The sequence below is a fragment of the Pseudomonas bijieensis genome (genome assembly GCF_013347965.1).
Lineage (GTDB): Bacteria > Pseudomonadota > Gammaproteobacteria > Pseudomonadales > Pseudomonadaceae > Aquipseudomonas > Aquipseudomonas bijieensis.
The window spans coordinates 4353613-4372046 of record NZ_CP048810.1 but is presented as its reverse complement, the minus strand read 5'-3'; the positions used below and the strand labels follow the sequence as shown (position 1 = coordinate 4372046).

General features: G+C 63.0%; 11 protein-coding genes and 1 pseudogene. 1 reads left to right on the top strand and 11 read right to left on the bottom strand.

Annotated features, from left to right (window positions below; translation table 11 throughout):
- The first annotated feature begins 188 nt into the window (after positions 1 to 188).
- Positions 189 to 779 carry a DUF6124 family protein gene (locus GN234_RS30385; protein ID WP_411828757.1) on the top strand — a complete coding sequence of 197 codons (591 nt, stop codon included), beginning with the start codon at positions 189 to 191 and terminating at the stop codon, positions 777 to 779.
- 445 nt (positions 780 to 1224) lie between these two features.
- Here the strand turns inward: GN234_RS30385 and GN234_RS19025 are convergent, their stop codons facing one another.
- The 11 genes and pseudogenes from GN234_RS19025 to GN234_RS18975 all read right to left on the bottom strand — a co-directional run bounded on the left by GN234_RS19025 (position 1225) and on the right by GN234_RS18975 (position 18428).
- Positions 1225 to 2250, bottom strand: a complete 1026-nt coding sequence (locus GN234_RS19025; RefSeq protein ID WP_025569715.1) for an IS110 family RNA-guided transposase — start codon at positions 2248 to 2250, stop codon at positions 1225 to 1227.
- 460 nt (positions 2251 to 2710) lie between these two features.
- Positions 2711 to 4013 (bottom strand): annotated as a pseudogene (locus GN234_RS19020) (IS4 family transposase).
- Between the two features lie 470 nt (positions 4014 to 4483).
- Positions 4484 to 5425, bottom strand: a complete 942-nt coding sequence (gene tagQ, locus GN234_RS19015; RefSeq protein ID WP_109752733.1) for a type VI secretion system-associated lipoprotein TagQ — start codon at positions 5423 to 5425, stop codon at positions 4484 to 4486.
- Positions 5426 to 5511: 86 nt separating this feature from the next.
- The gene (locus GN234_RS19010; RefSeq protein WP_109752734.1) at positions 5512 to 7239 is read right to left on the bottom strand and encodes a formylglycine-generating enzyme family protein; all 1728 of its coding nucleotides are present in this window, start codon (positions 7237 to 7239) and stop codon (positions 5512 to 5514) included.
- Entirely contained in the window at positions 7232 to 8428 is a 1197-nt protein-coding gene (locus GN234_RS19005) for an ABC transporter permease (RefSeq protein ID WP_176688920.1), read from the bottom strand. Before GN234_RS19005 ends, GN234_RS19010 begins: the two co-directional genes overlap by 8 nt.
- Positions 8428 to 9144, bottom strand: a complete 717-nt coding sequence (locus GN234_RS19000) for an ABC transporter ATP-binding protein (RefSeq protein WP_176689607.1) — start codon at positions 9142 to 9144, stop codon at positions 8428 to 8430. The genes GN234_RS19005 and GN234_RS19000 overlap by 1 nt, the downstream gene beginning before the upstream one ends.
- A complete protein-coding gene (locus tag GN234_RS18995) occupies positions 9144 to 12239 on the bottom strand; it encodes a serine/threonine-protein kinase (RefSeq protein ID WP_176688919.1) in 3096 nt (1031 codons plus the stop codon). Before GN234_RS18995 ends, GN234_RS19000 begins: the two co-directional genes overlap by 1 nt.
- Positions 12236 to 12967, bottom strand: a complete 732-nt coding sequence (locus GN234_RS18990; protein WP_109752738.1) for a PP2C family protein-serine/threonine phosphatase — start codon at positions 12965 to 12967, stop codon at positions 12236 to 12238. The genes GN234_RS18995 and GN234_RS18990 overlap by 4 nt, the downstream gene beginning before the upstream one ends.
- Complete coding sequence (tagF, locus tag GN234_RS18985; protein ID WP_109752739.1) at positions 12968 to 13621, bottom strand: type VI secretion system-associated protein TagF; 654 nt, start codon at positions 13619 to 13621, stop codon at positions 12968 to 12970.
- On the bottom strand, positions 13618 to 17118 hold the full coding sequence (tssM, locus tag GN234_RS18980) for a type VI secretion system membrane subunit TssM (protein ID WP_116833751.1): 3501 nt from the start codon (positions 17116 to 17118) through the stop codon (positions 13618 to 13620). The genes tagF and tssM overlap by 4 nt, the downstream gene beginning before the upstream one ends.
- Entirely contained in the window at positions 17115 to 18428 is a 1314-nt protein-coding gene (locus GN234_RS18975; protein ID WP_116833752.1) for a DotU family type VI secretion system protein, read from the bottom strand. Before GN234_RS18975 ends, tssM begins: the two co-directional genes overlap by 4 nt.
- Positions 18429 to 18434 lie beyond the last annotated feature (6 nt).

Genomic DNA, 18434 nt, shown 5'->3' with positions numbered 1-18434 from the left:
AAAAAATCAAAAGATCGCAGCCTTCGGCAGCTCCTACATCAATTTCCGTAGGAGCTGTCGAAGGCTGCGATCTTTTGACCCTTTTTCCCCGCCAAACCCTCGGACATTTCCTTCAACACGCCGGGCTGTTCATGAACTAGGCAGCGTTTTCGAGCGCCGCTAACCTTTGTTCGTCATCGCAAAAAACGGTGACACGGACGTGCAAGTCCGATCTAGGAACGCATTCGTTATGGCTATTCGCCGAGCATTTTTTTATGCTCGCCGACTGTTATGGCGGCTGCGCGTGGGAGACTTTCGGGTCTGCCGGGTTCCTGGACCGGTCTTGCACACCTACGTACAGCTGCCACCTATTTTTCGACGTGCAATCGGAGGGTGCCGGCTCCACTTCCAGGAAGCTTCATTATGTTCAAAGCAACTCCGCCCCGCAAAGCGGCCACAAATCCCGCGTCGAAGCGCAGGAAGAAAAAAAGCTCGAAGACGCCACCACCCGCGCCCTCGACTACTACCTCAAGCCCCAACCTTCCCCACCTGAACCCGACAAAAACCAGCTCTTCATCGTCTCCCCTCACATCGACACCGAAACCCTGCTGGCCAACGCCTCCGAAGACCTGCAATCGATCAGCACCATCGCTGCCGACCTAGCTGACGACGTGGATGACTCACGCCGCTGCATCGCCCTGGCAATCAGCCGCATGGCCGATGGGGTTCAGTTGCTGGTTGAGCGGGCGTTGGATCATTTGGAAGCAAAGGAAACGGCGGCGCCTGGCGCCAACGGGTAGAGCTTTGCATTGAGGCAGGCTGAGCCGACGCCATCGCGAGCAGGCTCGCTCCCACAAATGGATCGGGGTACATCCGGGAAAAACAGGTCGGCTGTAAGGCCGCCTCGCGAGCAAGCTTGCTCCCACAAATGGATCGGGGTATATCCGGGAAAAACAGGTCGGCTGTCAGGCCGTCTTCGCGAGCAAGCCCGCTCCCACATCTATGGTTATCCCCTTTTCTGCAATACTGTTTTTGATGCGTGGTTGGCTTGCTTTCATCTATCCGGCGTCTGAGTGGGGTTGTGGCCCCGCGCCTCGATGAGAATCGATGCCCGACGATCCTAATTAATTGGACGGCCTTTCAGCCGTGTGGGAGCTCAGGGTTGTCGTCAGGCCGGTTGGCCGTTCACGTCATCAGTTATCCAGCATCGCAAAACCAGGTGGGTGGTGCTCGGTGACAGCAGGGTCAGGTGTTCATCGCAGCTGGCCCTGCATCGAATTCAGTGTGGTGTGCCGCAATCGCCCAAGCGATCCTCGCCATCTTATTGGCCAGCGCGCAGACCACATGGTTGGAGTGATGGTGGGCCAACAGCTGCCGGACCCAGTCCGCCAGCCAGCCTCTTTGGCGCTCCAGCTGCATTAAGTAGACTCGGGCACACTGGATGAGCAGACGCCTCTGATTCCGATCACCGCGCTTGCTGATGCCCAGCAGTACCGTCTTGTCGCCCGTGGAATGCTGTTTGGGCACCAGCCCGATTGAGGCCGCATAGTTTCGCCCGCACTTGAACTGTTTACCATCGCCCAACTCAGCAGCCAGGGCGCTGGAGGTGATCGGCCCGACACAGGGCATAGTCATCAAACGAGCCGCCAGATCATCTTCAGCGGCCTGGCTCTCCACGTCCTTGTCCAGTGTCTTGACCTGCTCATCCAGGTGGTTGAAGTGCTCATGCAGCTTCATCAGAATTTTTTTGAAGCGTTCAGAAAGTGAACTCGCCTCCAGCCGCGCCGGAAGCTCTTTGATGGATTTGAAGCCTGGGGCCAGGCTGATGCCCACCTCCAGAAGGGCGGCATGAATCCGATTGGCGGTCGCGGTGCGGTCTTTGATGAACGAATCGCGGGTCGAATTGAGCATGGCTAGCGCCTGCTGAGCTTGGTTTTTTGGCGGCACAAAGCGCATCGTTGGGCGAGTCGCTGCCTCGCAGATCGCCTCGGCATCAGCGAAGTCGTTCTTGTTGCTCTTCACGTAAGGACGCACGAGATGAGGAGCAATGAGCTTGGGCGTATGTCCCAGCTTCGCGACCTCCTGCGCCATGAAGTGGGCTCCGCCACAAGCTTCCATCACGACGGTGCAAGGTTCGAGATTCGCCAGGTGTTGAGCGAGCGTCACTCGAGTAAATTTTTTGCGATAAAGCTCATGACCACGATCATCTTGAGCATGCAGGTGAAAGGAGTGTTTTCCCAAATCGATGGCGGCAATAGCTACTTTGTTCATGGCAACAGTCTCCGATGAGCCCCCTGCGAAAGCTTAGTGGGCGATCGCAGGGGGCGGTGGGGGTAGCCATTTCATTAATTGGACTGGGTACACCCGCAAGAGCAGGTCGGCTATAAGGCCGCCTCGCGAGCAAGCTTTGCTCCCACAGGTCCAGCTCAAACAAGTCTGATGGGTGTACACCCCACAAGAGCCAGGCCGGCTATAAGGCCGCCTCGTGGTGGACGTTGATCTCGGCGCCCCGTTAACCACGATGGCCGAACGCAGGTATTGCGGAGTGGGCATCCCGGCATGGATGCCGGGATAGCCGCGCTGGGCCATGGATGGCCCTTCGCGGCGGGCCCACGGAGCAATGCCGGAGTGAGGGCATGCCGAGCCTAGGCGAGGCACCGAGTGGTGGGGCAGAAGCGCTTTGGTTACTTTCGCGCTTTTCGAAAGTGACCCGCTGTAAGAGCCATCCCTTTCAAGGTCTTTTAGTTTTGGCGGCCTTGATTACTCGGTCCGTTGAAACATGTGCATGCACCGCAGTGCCTTGTACCCATGTTTTGGGTTTAGGCACCTTGGGGCCCCGGGGATTTTTCGCAACTTGTTTTGGTTGGATGTTTCTGGCCAGTTCCAACAAGCGCTGGGCCAGTTTTTCCAGAGGTATGACGGGAAAACATTCCGAGGGCAGCGCAATTTGCAGGCCTTCATAACCACTCCGGACCTGAACCGCCAAGTGATAGGTTGAGGCTTCCCAGCCGTCAGGCTGGGAAGCCTGATGGGCTTGCTCGACGCTTCGTTTGAGTACGGCCAGGACGTTGTAGGCCAACACCGCAGTAGTGAACCCGAGCAATGCAGCCTTTGGGCTACCAAGGGTTTCGATTTCACTTTCCAGGATTGTTTCCAGTCGCTGGAACATGCCTTCAATGCTCCAGCGGCGGCGATAGAGTTCCGCGATCTGCTGCGCGCTGACGCCTTCAGGCAGGTTGCTCCAGAACATCAAGCTGCTGTCACCCGAGTCTGTTGGCGAATGAAGCGTCAGTTCGACACGCCGACACTGATAACCGCCTCTGACCTGAATGATCTGCTCACGCACAGTGCCCGCGTCCACAGGCACGGGTTCTTGCCAATGACCCTCTTGAATCAAGCGTGGATGCTTGGCTTGTTGACGAATGACAAAGGAGGTTTGGACCTGTTCGCAAGCCTCCATGACCGGGAGCGTGCAATAGAGTCGATCAGCCAGCCACACCTGGCCCGGCTCGGCATTGGCCAATAGAGGCAGCACACAAACACGCTCGCTTGCGTAGGCATCTTCACATGCCTGCAGGTCGATGACTTGATCCAGGTCGGGGTCGTAGACAACCACCGAAAACCCGGGCCGAGCGGCGCCGCGCTCGTGGCGTAAAGCCCCCAGTCGTTTCTCAGTGGATGCCAAGTGATTACCGTCCACCACCCGAACCTGCCAACCCGACAACATCGTCGTGCAACCCAACTCCTTGATGGTTGGAGCCAGGCGCTGCGCACAGCCCGTGACCAGGGCGCGCAACAAAGCTGGCTCGGTACGACTGATCTTGTCGTAGAGGGCCGCCAGGCTGACAGGAAGATCTTCCAGTTGCCGCGCGGCGGCGTGAAGGGACGGCTTCAAGCCCAATGAAACAAGGGACATCAGCTTGATGATGGTCGAGAACAGTAGCTCACGAGAATACTGCCGTTGCCGATGTTCTTCGAAGACCTGATCGACCCACTCAGGGGGCAATAGCGTGCTCCAACGCCAATTTGGCCATAACGCTGGCAGGTGCTTTTTTCTCGAAACGCTCCAGAACATCGGCCCACATCGTTCGGGTATCCCTGATAGAAACTTCAGGGGATTTTACCTAAGACCTTGAAAGGGATGGCTGTAAGAGCGGAACCATAAGTGGCCGTTACCGCAGCAATGGATATGTACCCGGTCAACAAAATCCTGGCCGGCTGTCAGGCCGCCATCGCGAGCAGGCTCGCTCCCACAGTTTGATCGAAGTACAACCGGGAGAGACAGGTCGGCTATAAGGCCGCTTCGCGAGCAAGCTTTGCTCCCACAGGGGATTGAGGAGATGGCACAGATATTTCAGCCAGCACAAAACAAAAGTGGGGAGCGAGCCTGCTCGCGATGGCGGAGTGTCAGCCGACATCAAGGCCAACTGAACCAACGCTATCGCGAGCAAACTCGCTCCCACAGGTTTTGGCGGCTGATCAATGATCAGCCACAGTCACTCAATCAAACATTCGGGCAAGGAACCGGCGCCCAATCGCCCAGGTCCGGGTTCTTGCACATGCTGTTGACCTGAGTGGTACCCGCGCTGGCGACCTGCTTGCTTTCATCCTGCTTGGCCTTGGCGGTCTGCAGGGTCTTCTCGGTGGTCACCGCTTCCTTAGGCACAGTCGGCAGGTCTTTCTTCTTCGCCGGTTGTACGTTCTTGTTCTTTTTCTTGGTGCTGGTCGGAGCCACGACCGGCGTAGTGTCAGCAGTAGCCACAGTCACCACGTCAGTACGCTGCACACCCACTTGCTGCAGATCTTTCTCATAGGCCTGGGTGTAATTGTTCAAGTCTTCGGAAGCTTTACCGTTGACCGCAACGATCAGGTCGTTCGACTCTTTCAGGCCAGCGACGATTTCCGCCAGGCGCTTGCGACCTTCAGTGTCGTTGACAGTCTTGGCCTTGCGATCGGCGACCAGTTTGCTGAACGCATTCTGGTAGCACTGCTGCGAAGTCCGGGCGTAGGCGGTGCTACGGTCGATGTCGGAGACGCTCTTGTTGACGTCGGCGGCGTAGGACGCGATGCGCTGGTTGTCATCGGCGATCTGCTTCTGGCGCTCGGTGTAGTAACCGGCTGCACCACCGGCCAGGGCGCCGCCAGCAGCACCGATGGCGGCGTTGCGACCACGATCTTCCTTGTCGGCGGTCAGGACGCCCAGCAGCGCACCACCCACCGCGCCGACGGCTGCGCCGGTGACCACGGACTTGGTCATGTTCCCTTCGGTGGAACGCAGGTGCTGCACCGGCTCGTAGCAGTTAGGGTAGTACTCGACCTTGGTGCTCGAGGCGACCTTGGAGGTCGGCGACGTGGCGCAGCCGGTCAGTACGGTACTGAAGCCGACAGCGACCATCAGCAAGTGACGCTTGGAACCCGAAGCAAAAGGTTTACGGGAGAAAAGCATAGTTGTGTTCTCGTTTTAAGTTTTGACCAGCTCAGCTCGGCCCTATCGCCGCCTGAGTCCCTTCCAAGCTCGCTGACAACGAATACTCAAGACCGCTGAGCGTTCGATGCGAGCAATTCCTTCAATATCACCGCCGGGTCGGCGCGTTTTTGCTGACGATAGTCCCCGACGTGACGAACGAATAACGTTGCGCGCGCCACCAGGCTCTTGCCCAGTACCGGCTTGCGCTCCAGCTCCTCCTTGATGCGTTGAAACTGCGCCTGGATCACGGCATCGGTGTAGCGCGTGCCGGTGGCCAGGTTGTCGATGTAGATCGCCACCGCGCCATCCAGCGCACTGCGACCGTTGTCGATGGCCGTGGCGAACAGTTGCGCGCTGGCCTCGTCCTTGGCATCCAGGGCGACTTGCCGACTGTTCTGCAGATTGGTCAGGCGAATGTTGTAGTTGTTGACGGTCTCGGCCACCAGGGCCGACGACTGAATCAGGTTGCCCGCCGCTTCCTCGCGCTGCTGGGCGATGAGCGAGACGTTGCGCTTGAGCTCTTCGTTGACCAGGCCCAGTTCGGCTTGCAGGCGTGGGTCGACGCTGGCGGCGATGATGCTGTCCAGGCGCTTGGTCGGGTCCTCGGCATCGTCGATGGCATCGGTCAGCGACGCCAGCCGGCCTTCTTTCTGCCACTGGGCGAACAATTCCTTGTAGCGCGAACGCGGCGCCGACAACGCCCCGACCGCCACCCGGAAGCCCGTGGTTTCGTTGCTTTGCTCGGTGCCATCGGCGGCGAACAGCGGATATTCGCGGCGCATGCCGGTGAACAGCGTGCCCTCGCCTTCCAGGTAGTTGCCGCCCTTGACCACGAAGCCGCCATAGGCCCCCTGGCGGCGACCAGCGTGCACCAACTGGAAGGATTCCTGGACCATTTCGGCGGCGTTGCCAACCACGTCGAACAGGCCGATGGGGTTCGGCAGCTTGGTGCCGATGGGCATCAGCCGCGCGGCCTGGCCGGTGCCGCCGGCGACCTGGTTGAACACTGCCCAATCGGCCAGCGGCCCGTCGCTTTCACTGCCTTCCAGGCGCCGGGGAAACAGGCGCCCTTCCAGGTCCTGACGGCTCACGGCCTGGCCGCCACGGGCGGCGAACTCCCACTCCACTTCAGTGGGCAAACGCACGAAACCCAGCCCACCGTCTTCGGCGGAGGTGCCGCGACCGCTCACCGGCAGCAGGTCCTTGTGGTATTTCATCAGCCAGGCGCTGTACACCGCCGAGAAACGCTCAGCCTCGAACTTCGACAGTTTCACCTTGGGCAAACGCCCGGCCACGCCTTGAGGCAAATCGGCTTGCAAGGTTTCGCAGGCCGGGGCCGGCTCGCCACTGGCCAACGATTGCGCCTGGGCCATGACCTGGGCGTATTGACGAGCGGTGACTTCGTACTTGCCGATGAAGTACAGCATCGGTTTGAGCGGCGTCTTGGCGTCGGTCTTGGGCATCAACGGCGTGATGGTTTTGTTCCAGTCCGTGGGCAGGTCCTTGAGGGTGAACTGGCCGTTGATGAAGTCGCGCCGGTAGCCGGAAATGAACGACTGCTGGTAACCGGCCTCGCCCTCGCTGAACGGATAGCCGAGGCTGATTTCACGGTCATCCAGGGTGCCCTGGGCGAGGATATAGACGTAGCGGAACACCATCTGCCCTTCGCACGGCAGCGGCAGGCTGACGTCATCGGGCAACGGCTTGGGATTGTCGAGCTTGTCGCTGCCTTCATCGGCCCAGACCAAACCGGCCAGGCTCAGCGCCACGGCGGCGCCCAATAACTTATACATCGCGAATTCCTTCACACGCCTGGATGCGCGCCACGCGCCAGCCACCACAAGCCGCCGCCACGGCGCTGACGCCGAGCACGGCCACCAGGGCCAACGCGTAATGACGCACCAGCAGATGGCTGGCGTACTCGCCGGGCATCTGCGCAAATAAATGGTTCAGGCCCGACTGCGCCAGGCCGTACAGGCCGGCACTCAACAGGGCCGCAAAGGTGGCGCTGTAGAGCGCCTGCAACACTACAAATAACAACAGCGCCGCCGTGGAAACCCCCAGCAGGCGCAACACTGAAAGCTCCCTGCGCTTGCGTTCGACCGCCGCCAGGGCGCCGGCAAAAATCGCCGCGAACGCACCGGCCAACGCCAACCCGGCAATGATCCAGAAGACGATCGACAGATTGCGGCTCAACGATTGCACTTGTGCGATGGTCTGGGCCTGGGTCGACACCAGCAGGTTCTGCCCGGCGAAATACTGACGCAGCGGCTCGACGTCCGCGAGGCTGCGGGCATACAAACGAAAAGCCGGGTAGACCCGCTGCCCGGCCACGCCCACCACATCCCCCGGCCAGCCGAACGCGGGCACGGCACGGCCGTCGCGGTAATCCTCCGCCGCCTCCAGCAACGCCAGCGGCGCAAACAAGCCGTCCCGGGCAAAGGCTTCCAACGGCAACACGTGCAACACCTGCACCCGCGTACGCTGCGCCTCGCTGCGACCGGCCACCTGCCGGCCAAAACTGGCCTGCACCCAATCGCCGGCCTTGGCCCCGAGCTTTTCAGCGGCAGTCTGGCTGAGCACCACTTGATCCAAACCCTGAGGCACCGGCAGGTAATCGAACAACGGATCGTTGGCCGCGGTGGGAATCATCTCGACCGTGACCACCGACGCATCGCTGCTCAAATCCGCCGTAGCGGCGATCTGTCGAGTACGCGGCAAGGCAAAAGCAACGTCGCCGCGCTGGCTCAATTGTTCGACGAACTCAGCACTGAAACGACTGCCGCCCAAGGGGATGATTTCCCGGGTGGCCGGGTCGTTCTGCAAGCGCTCGGTGAGACTGCTGACCAGACCGAACTTCAGGCCGAACAGCACCAGCAACGGCGCCACCACCGCCACCAGCGCCAGCACCGAACAGGCCGACAGCCAGGCATCGTTGCGGTAATCCTGCCAGGCCAAGGAAGCCACCAGCGCGCCGCGCATCAGCAAACCTCCCCGAGGGTGGCGGTGACACCGCCGTCTGCATCGCGGCGACAACTGATCCGCCGCACCTGCAAACCGCTGGCACGGGCCAGCGCTTCGTCGTGGGTGGCGACCACGCAGCACACGCCGTGTTCACGGGCCTGGGCCACCAGCAACTGCATGACGCGCTCGGCGTTCAGCGGATCGAGGGCGGCGGTCGGTTCATCGGCCAGCAACAGCCGCGGAGCATGGGCCAGCGCCCGGGCACAGCTGACCCGCTGGCGCTGGCCGACGGACAAATCCGCCGGTTTCTTGTCCAGTTGATCGGCAATATCCAACTGCCCAGCCAGGCGCATCACGCTGCCGTCATCCTTCAAACCCAACAGTTTTCGCGACAACTCGATGTTGCCGCGCACGTCCAGGAAGCCCAACAGGCCGCCGGTTTGCAGAACATAACCCAGGTGACGACTGCGCAGCTCGGCCAAGGTGCCCTGTTGCGACCCACGCCACAATTTGGCGATGTCCAGGGGCGCATTGGCAGGGCTGAAGTCGAACCGCCCAGCCTGATCCGGTGCCAGCACCAGCGCCAGCAGATCCAGCAAAGTGCTCTTGCCACAGCCACTGGGCCCGACCACCGCCAGTTGTTCACCGCCGCGCAGTTGCAGCCGTGGAATCACCAGGCTGTAGCGCTGGCTGCCGGCGCCCCGGCTTTTGTGCACTGCGCTCATGTCCAGCATCACGGCAGCGTCGACAACGGAACGCGGTACAAGGCGTCACCCGGCTCGGCATCACCGAAGCGCACCCAGTTTGCCACGTCGTTGTGGAAGGTTTCGTAGAGACGGATTTTCGAATCCAACTCGTCGATGAAATCTTCCTGCTCGGCCACGCTCAAGGACAGCCACAAGTCCTGGGTCATGTTCAGCGACTTGCTGCGGTACGGCAGCCCTTCGAGGTACTCGCCGAGAATCCCGCCGTCGGCCAGGTTGCCGCCCTTGCGCAAGGCCGACGGATCGCGGCTCATGTAGGCACTGGCGCTGGCGATTTCCTGGAAGAAATCCTTCGGCGAACTCTGGGTCTTGCGGGCCGCGTCGACGATCAGCTTCAGCGATTGCTGCAAGTCGTTGAGTTGCAGCTTGGTCAGCATCACGCAAACCTGGAACGCTGGCAGCGCCGGGTTGGTCAGGTCACGGTCGGCGGTCCAGGCACTGACCAGTTGCGGCGCCTGGCTGGCGGATTTGCGCCCCAGGAAATCCATATGCATCGCGTAGCCGACTGCCGCCGACTTGTCGGCCAGGCTCGGCGCGGCGCTCAGCAGCGGCACGGCTTGCGGCTTGTTGCTGCGCACCTGATGGACCAGGTCGGCGAACACTGAGCCGATCTCGTCGACCCGCTCGCCGAACTTGCGCACGTCGGCGCCCGGCACTGGAATGTACAGGTCGCCGATCTGCGGGTTGGCGTCGGCGGTCAGGGTGCGGTATTGGCTCTGGGCGCCGGCATGGGTTTTCTTGCCGGCGTCGCTGAGCAGGTGCAGAGCGTATATCTTGATCTGCTTGCCCAGCGCCGCCTGGCGCACTTCGGCCTCGTTCATTTGCGTGGCGGCAAACGGATCGTTCTTGCGCAAGGCACCGGCGTCGGTGACCAGCAGGATCAAGCGCCCGCCGTAACCGGACCAGTCCATGCCTTCGACGGCTTCCATGACCCCGGCAAACGCATCTTCGTTGAACGAATGGCTCGACACTGTCGACGCCTTGACCTGCCGCGCCAGCTCCATGAAGCGTTGCGGGTCGCGGCCCTGTTCCAGGGTGATCAAGGTCTTGGCGACGTATTCCAGGCCCGGGGTTTTCTTGATGCTGCTGCGGAAACCCACCATGCCGAAGGTGACGCTGTCCAACTCGCCACGCTCGGCGATGCGGGTCTGCAGCTCGTGGACCACGTCGCGGACCTGGTCGATATAGGGCTGCATCGATACCGTGGTGTCCACCACCAGCACCACGGCGGTACGGAACGCGTCGGCGTTGGCGGTGGTGATCGGCGTGTTGCTCGAAGCCTTGGGGGTGTTGCCAGGATCGATGGAAGCGACATTCAGTAACTGCACCGGCTGGCCGTTCTCATCCATGCTTTCGCGGGAATCGAAGATCGGCAACAGATAGAACTGGCTCTGCGGCACGGCGCTGGCGGCCGGTTCCAGGGCCAGCACTTGCTGGTCCTCCTGCGGGCTCTGCTGGGCCTTGAGCAGCACGTTCTTGGCCGCCGAAGGGTTAGCCAGCAGTTTTTCCACTTCGCCAGGCTGACGCAGGAACATCACCGGCGCCCGGCCGGAACGTTCGGTGAACTTGAGCACCAGGCTTTGCTTCCAGTCGCTGACCTGGGCCGCGGGCAACCAGCCGTCGCTGCGCCCATCGGTGGCGGCGCCGACACGCACCCACGCGCTGCCGTCCACATCCTTGCGCTGATACACGTACAGCACGGAAAACGCCGGCAGCGCCTTACCCGGCGCAGCGCCCGGTGCGTCGGCGAGCTTCGCCCCCGGTTTGCTGAGCACGCGCTGGAACAGGGTTTTCTTGCCGGCCATCAACAGCGGACGCTGGCCGCCATCGGCCTCGGTCGCCACGGGCGGCTGAGCCGGAGGGGCAACGGGTGGCTTGACCGCCGGTACTTCCGGGGTCTTCGGCGGCTTCACTTCCGGCGGCTTGACCGAAGTGTTCGTGGCCACTGGCGTCTTCGCCTCTTTGCCATCGTCACCGGCCAACCACCAATACCCCGCGCCCCCCAACGCCAGCGCCACGGCAACCGCAACGGCGGCCAGGGCGAACACCGGCCCCTTGCGCTGCTCCGACACCGAGGATTGAACCACCGGTTTTACTGGCGGCGGAACGGGCTTGGGCTGCGGTTGAGACTGCGGCGGTGAGTAAGCCGGGCCACTGGGAATGTCGATGGACATGGGCGTCAAACCCGCCAAGTCATCAACCGGCTTGGGGGTTTCCGGCAGTTGCAACGACAACGGCCGGATCAGCGTCGCTTCCGATTCCTGAGGCAGGTTATCCAGCGCCCGCAGCAACGCCGCCGCATCCGGGAAACGCTCCGCCGGATCCTTGGCCAGCAGCTTGCGCAGCACATCCTGGTAACGGCCATGGTGCACCGGCAATTCCGGCAACGGTTCGGTCAGGTGGGCCAGGGCGGTGGACAGCGCATCGTTACCGGTATACGGCAGCTTGCCGACAAGGATTTCGTAGAGCACCACGCCCAGGGCGTACAGGTCGGCGCGGCCGTCGATGTCTTGCCCACGGGCCTGTTCCGGGCTCATGTAGCTGGGCGTGCCGACCGCGAAACCGGCCTGGGTGAACTGGGTGCGGTCGTCCAGGGACTTGGCGATGCCGAAGTCCGAGAGCACCGCCGTGCCGTCGGCGCGGAACAGGATGTTGGCCGGCTTGACGTCACGGTGGACCAGGCCCAGCCCGTGGGCATAACCCAGGGCCGAGGCGATCTGGCGAATGTAGGTCAGGCCCTGCTCCGGCGACAGGCCATCGGCGATACGCTCCTTGAGCGTGCCGTTGGGCAGGTATTCCATCGCCATGTAATACAGCTCACCGACGTTGCCGATGTCATGGATGGTGACGGTGTGCGGGTGCGACAAGCGCGCCAGGGTCTTGCCTTCGCGCAGGAAACGCTCGCAGAACGTCGGGTCGGCGGCCAGCGCGGCGGCCATGACCTTCAACGCCACCTTGCGTTCCAGCGAGCGCTGGGTCGCCAGGTACACGCTGGCCATCGCACCTTCGCCGATCGGCCCTTCGATGTCGTAGCCGGGGATGACAATGTTCAGGGTCAAGCTCATGACGGCACCTTCACGACCACCACGGTGATGTTGTCCGGCGCGCCGCGCATCAGGCCCAGGGACACCAGGCTGCTGGCGATTTCACCGGGTTCGTCGTGGCTCAATACTTCGCGGATTTCGTCGTCCTCCACCGTCTTGGTCAGCCCGTCGCTGCACAGCAGGTAGCTGTCGCCAGGCACCAGCAGCAGTTCAGTCAGCGCCAGGTTCAGTTGCGCCTCGACGCCAATGGCCCGGGTGACGATGTTGGCCCGTGGATGCACCCGCGCCTCGGCTTCGCTGAGCAGGCCGCTGTCCTGTAAGTCCTGGACGTAGCTGTGGTCCCGGGAGATGCCTTCGAGCACGCCGTCGCGCAGGCGATACAAACGACTGTCACCGGCCCACAGGCACATGCCGCGCAGATCGCGGACGGCCAACACCACCACGGTACTGCCCATCATCGTCACGCCACGGTTGGCGGTTTCTTCCCGCACGGCGGCGTTGACCCGCAGCAGGTCGCTTTGCAGCGCCGCGACGTATTCGTCCAACGAGCGGCCCACGGCAATGCTGCGCAGGCTGTCGACGATCAGGCTGCTGACGTAATCGCCCGCCGCGTGCCCGCCCATGCCGTCGGCCACGACCCACAGGCCGTTTTCCGGCAGGTCCAGGCAGGCGTCTTCGTTGACCTGGCGGACCATCCCGACATGGCTCTTGCTTGCTGACTTGATTGCTTTTCCGGCACTTGGACGCATCTACACAACACCTTCTTGGCCGAGCAAAAATTGCGCAAAATCAGCGGCTGCCGGCAATCCCTGGCAGCGCATCAAACCCGGGGCAATGCGCTCCGATCCCTGGCCCCACCACAGGCTCACACCTTCGCAAGCCGCCTCGGCCAGGGCGCTCATGCGCTGCTGCGGGTCGGTGGCATCGAAGCGATGCAGGCTGGCAAAGCGGCTGCTGGACGTGCGCGGCAAATACATCGGGCTGCCGAGGGTCTCCAGCTGTTCGTTGAACGCCTCGAAACTGGCCTCCACACTCAACGTGCTCAGCAACAGGTTCTCGACCCGCTCGAACCACTCGTCCGCACCGCCCACCACCGACGCCGGGTCCGCGTCGGGCTCCAGCAATACCGCGACGGTCAGCGGGAAATAACGGCCGACCCGGTCGATGCTCGGCATCACCACACCGACGGCGGCGTCCGGGCCACACACCCCCGGCGCGACCATGAAACGCCACAGCGGGCTGACCAGATAGGCGTCCAGCCAACGCTCGCCGAGGCTGCTCTGGCTGGCGAGCAAACCCGCCGCGAGCCACGAATCCCATGGGCCGATAAACCCCTGGGGCAAGCCACGGCTGACGAAGTCGCCGCGGCTGGCCAGTTTTCCGTAGAAGCCCGGCGTACTCATAGCCGCTCCGGCAGGCTGAAGCCGCTGAGCACCCGGCTCTTGAACGGGTTGAAGGCGCTGTTGGCCCGCAACTCGTAAGAGGCACTGGCGCCATCGACCCGCAGCCGCAGGTTGAAGCGATCCGGCGAGTTGCCGGCGGTCAGGTCCGATTGCTCCAGCAGCCGGAACCAGGCCCACGGCCCGTCCAGGGTGATGCCGGAGCGACCGCTGGACGACGGCGGCATGATCGAGATCCGCACCACGCCGATGCTGCCCGGGTTGGGCCATTGCATGGCGGTCGGGCGGCTCGGGCCGTGGTCGTAGCTCAGTTGTTGGCCGTCGAGGTCGAGCAGGAACTGGGTGATGGTCGAGTCCATCGCCACTGGCTTGAGCTCGAAACGCACCATCGGCTGCGTGCCGCCGGAACGGAAGAACGCATCGCGAATGGTCGCCGCGCGCTGGAAGGTCTGCAGCACGCCAGGGGCGATGCCGAGCTTCTGCGCCGCGCCCGGCTGCCAGCGCCAGGTCGGGGTCGATGTGTCGACGTAGGGCTGCAGGTACTTGCGGAAGTAGTTGTCCATCACCCCGCCAACGCCGAAGAACTGACCAAAGTCATCGAGGGTGGCGTCCCGCGCACTGCCCGGCGACATCGGATAGCGCCCGGCCAGGGACTGGCGATAGATGTTCACCACTTCACTGGTCCAGGCGGCGTTCAGTTGATTGCGCACCCCGCCCATCATGCTGTTGGTGGTGGAATTGACCACCGACTTGACCAGGCCCTGCACCAGCGGCGGCTGGCGTTCGGCATTAAGGCTGACGCGCGTAGCGGCGGCTGTTGCCTGGTTCTTGGCTTCGCCGAGCAAGGCGTCGCCACTGGCACCGACCATGGCGCTGACCTGCACGTACAGGGCGTTCATGTCCGCCAGCAAGCCGTCGATGGCCGCTGGTTCGCCTTCGCTTTTGCTGACAATGCTGTTGAGCTCGGCGAAGTGCGCGGTGATCGGGTCATCGCTTTGCGCCGGTGCGTTTTGCGTTGCCTGCTCCTGGCCGAGCAAGCTGCCCAGGCGCTCCTTGAGCTTGTCCACACCGCCTTCCACTGGCGCACCTTGGGCGGCCAGCAGGCGTTCATCCTGTTGCAGGTCGGTTTCCTTCGCCACCGCCACCAACAGCTTTTTCAACGGTGAGGTCGGGCCGGAAATCACCCGCAACACATCGGCGGCCTGGGCCACACTGGTGATCGGCACAAAATCGATGTCGGCCAGCAAGGCGTCCCATTGGCGCAGGTAGTCCTGGAAATACAGGCGACGTACATCGGCGGCCAGGCTGGCGACGTTCTGCTGATCGGCCTCTTCGTGGCCCAGCACCCATTGCTCTTCGGCCAGGGTGCCGGTCTGGCTCAGGCTGGTGAGCAAGAAGCCCTGGCGATAGCCCTTGACCGTGAAGAACCCGCTCAGCGGCTCACCCAACGGCTTGCCGCTCTTACGGCTGAACACCAGCGCGGCGTCACGTCCGGCGGCTTCGTTGATGCGGAAGTCCGGGATGCCTTCAGGCAGTTTCTGGCGTTTGATCCGGTCATACACACGTTGGGCCACCGGCAATTGCTGCAACTGCCGGCGCAGGTCTTCGACCAGGCGCGGGTCGAGGCGCGCCAGCGGCGGACGCCGCTCGAACAGTGCCTGCAAATGCGCGGTCAGGGCCTGGCGCTGCTCGGCCGGCAAGTCGCGCGGCAGGCTGCGGTCCCAATCCAGGGCGATCCAGGCCTTAATGAAGTCGGCATCGTAATGCTCGGTGTCGGCGAGCATCAGATAGGCCTTCAAGCCTTCGTAGAGGAAGTCCGAATTGCCGCCGCTGTGCAGTTGCTCTTCGATGCGCGTCAGCAGGCGTGGGGCGAACACGGCGATCAGCAGCTTGCGGTAGACGCTGCCAGACTCGGCTTCGAGCATGTCGCCCTGGTACAGGCCCAGGCCTTCGGCCCAGCTCGGGGCGTCGTCGGCCAGGTGTTTCACAGCGTTGAGCAACGGCAGCACCGCGAGCACATCCCGTTGCGCCGGGCTGAGGTTCTGCACGGTTTGCCCCAGAGGTGCGACTTTCTGGTCAACCTGGGCGATGTAGGCCTGGTTGGCGCGATAGCTGACCCACCACAACGTGCTGACCACCAGCACCAACACCACGGTGGAAGCCAGCACACCGCGGGCGATCCATTTGCGCCGACGCTCGACTTTCGGATCGACGCCCACCAGCCCGCGCTCGGCGAACGCCACGGCGGTGAAGAGTTTTTCGATGAAGTAACTGCGCCCGGTGCCGGTCTGGCGTGCCAGGTGCTGACGGTCCAGGTTCATGCTCTGGGCCATGGAGCCGATCAGGCGATCGATCGGGCTGCCTTCCTGGGTGCCGCTGGTGAAATACACGCCGCGCAGCAACACGCGCTCTTCGAAAGCGTTGGGTTTGAACACGCCTTCGAGGAAGCTTTGCAGGCAATCTTTCAAGGCACCGAACTGCTGCGGGAAGCCGTAGATCAGGTCGCGCCGCGCCGGGTCGCGCTCTTGTTGCAGACGTTCCACCAGACGGTCGTTGAGGCGCTGCTCAAGGCCGGTGAATTCGCTTTGCAGGTGCGCCAGCGGGCTGTCGTTGCTCTTGCCATCGTCCAGGGCAAAGGTCATGCCCCAGACCTGGGCGCGCTCTTCCTTGCTCAGGGTATCGAAGTACTCCATGAACCCGGGCACGAGGTCGAGCTTGGTCAGCATCAGGTAGATCGGGAAACGCACGCCCAATTGGGTGTACAGCTCCTGGATCCGCAAGCGAATCGCCGCGGCATGGGCGGCACGTTCGGCGTCGCTGCCCAGCAACAGGTCGGACAGGCTGATGGCGATAAACGCACCGTCAATCGGGCGCCGGGCCCGTTGTTTTTTCAGCAGGCCAAGGAAACCCAGCCACGCGGCTTTGTCGATGGTCGCGTCACTGTCCTGGGTGGTGTAGCGGCCGGCGGTGTCGAGCAGGACAGCCTGGTCGGTGAACCACCAATCGCAATTGCGCGTACCGCCGACGCCGCGTACCGCACCGGCGCCCAGTTGCGCGGCCAGCGGGAAATGCAGCCCCGAGTTGACCAGCGCGGTGGTCTTGCCCGAACCCGGCGGGCCGATGATCACGTACCACGGCAACTCGTAGAGGTTGCGCCGCTCATCACCGCCCAGCTTGGCTTTCTTGAGCAGGGCCAGGGCTTCGTCCATGCGCTGGCGCAGGGTTTCGAGCTCTTCGGCGGTGGCGATGCTGGTGGGATCGGGCGGAGTTTGCGCGGCCAGGCTGCGCATCACTTCGGCGGCCTGCCGGCGCGCCTGGATAATGCGGAACACCCGGTAGGCGATCCACACCGCAAACACCAGGATGATCAAGGCCCAGCGCCGGCCTTCGGGCACCAGCCAATCGAGCAGCGGGCCAACGAACCAGATGATCAGGCTCAGGGCGATCAGCCCCAGCAACGGAATGACCCAGCGGGTCATAAAACTGAAAAACGCCTTCACTCGACCCCCTCCGCCAATACTGTGATTTCAACCCGACGATTGCGCGCACGCCCCTCTGGGGTGGCGTTGGACGCCAACGGTTCGGTGTCGCTGCGGCCTTCGGCGCTGAAGCGCTCGGGCTGCCCGGTCTTGGCCGAAAGAATTTGCAGCACCGATTGGGCCCGCGCTTCGGACAAGGCCCAGTTGGACGGGAACCGGAGGGTGGCGATCGGCCGATTGTCGCTGTGCCCGGTCACCAGGACCTGGCCCTTGACCTTGCGCACCGCATCAGCGATGCGCAGCATCAACGGCTGGAAATCGTCCTTGATGCTGGCGCTGCCCGAGGCGAACAACTCATCGCCACGGATGGTCACCACCGAGCGATCGACCGCGTCTTCCACCGCAATGCGGTTGGCCCTGATCTCATCGGCGAGGAAACCGGCCAGGCGTGGTCGCTCGACCACCTTGGGCTGCACCACGGGACGGTCGATGGTCTGCACCGGGATCTCACCGAGGAAATGAATGTTCTTGAACACCGGCTCGGCATCGGAAGCCAGCTTCATGCGCAGGCCGAACAGCAGCGCCAGCAGCAGCGCCGCGCCGATGGCCACGGCGATCCACGGCGGCATGAATTGCGCCAACCGGTCGCGGGCCACGGTAACGCCGCGCCAGTGCGGCGACAGCTCGCGCTCGTAGTCGCCACGGGCGCTGCGGATCACGCCAGCGGTGCGCTCACGCAAGGCTTCCAATTGGCTGCGACCGTCGTTCATCACCCGGTAGCGCCCCTCGAAACCCAGGCACATGCACAGGTACAACAGCTCCAGCAGATACAAGCGCTCGCGGGGGCTTTGCAGGCAGTGCTCCAGCAGCTGGAAGACCTTCTCGCCGCCCCAGGCTTCGTTGTGCACGGTGATCAACAAGCTTTGCTTGCCCCAGTCACTGGTGCCACCCCACGGGGTGCTCAACACCGCTTCGTCCAACGCGGTGCACAAGGCGTAACGGGCCAGCAACACGTCGTTGCGCACCACGCCGGCGGCCTCGGCGCGCTCTTCGAACTGGCGCAGGTAGGCCAGCAGTTGCGCGCGCAAACTGGCCGGTGCCGGATGGGCGATGGTGTTGCGCAGGCGCGTCAGCAAGGCCAGCAGCGGACCGGCGGCGCTCTCCAGCGGGTTGAGGCCCTCGGCCTTGCCGGTCAGGACCGGCGCGGCCGGCATCGACAACGGCGCAGGCTGTGGACGACCCGGATCCGGACGGCCAGGGTCCGGGCGAAATGGATCGGCGCCGCGGCCACCGGGCGTCGGCATGAACTGGGTACGATCGTCGTTGCTCATCGCGGT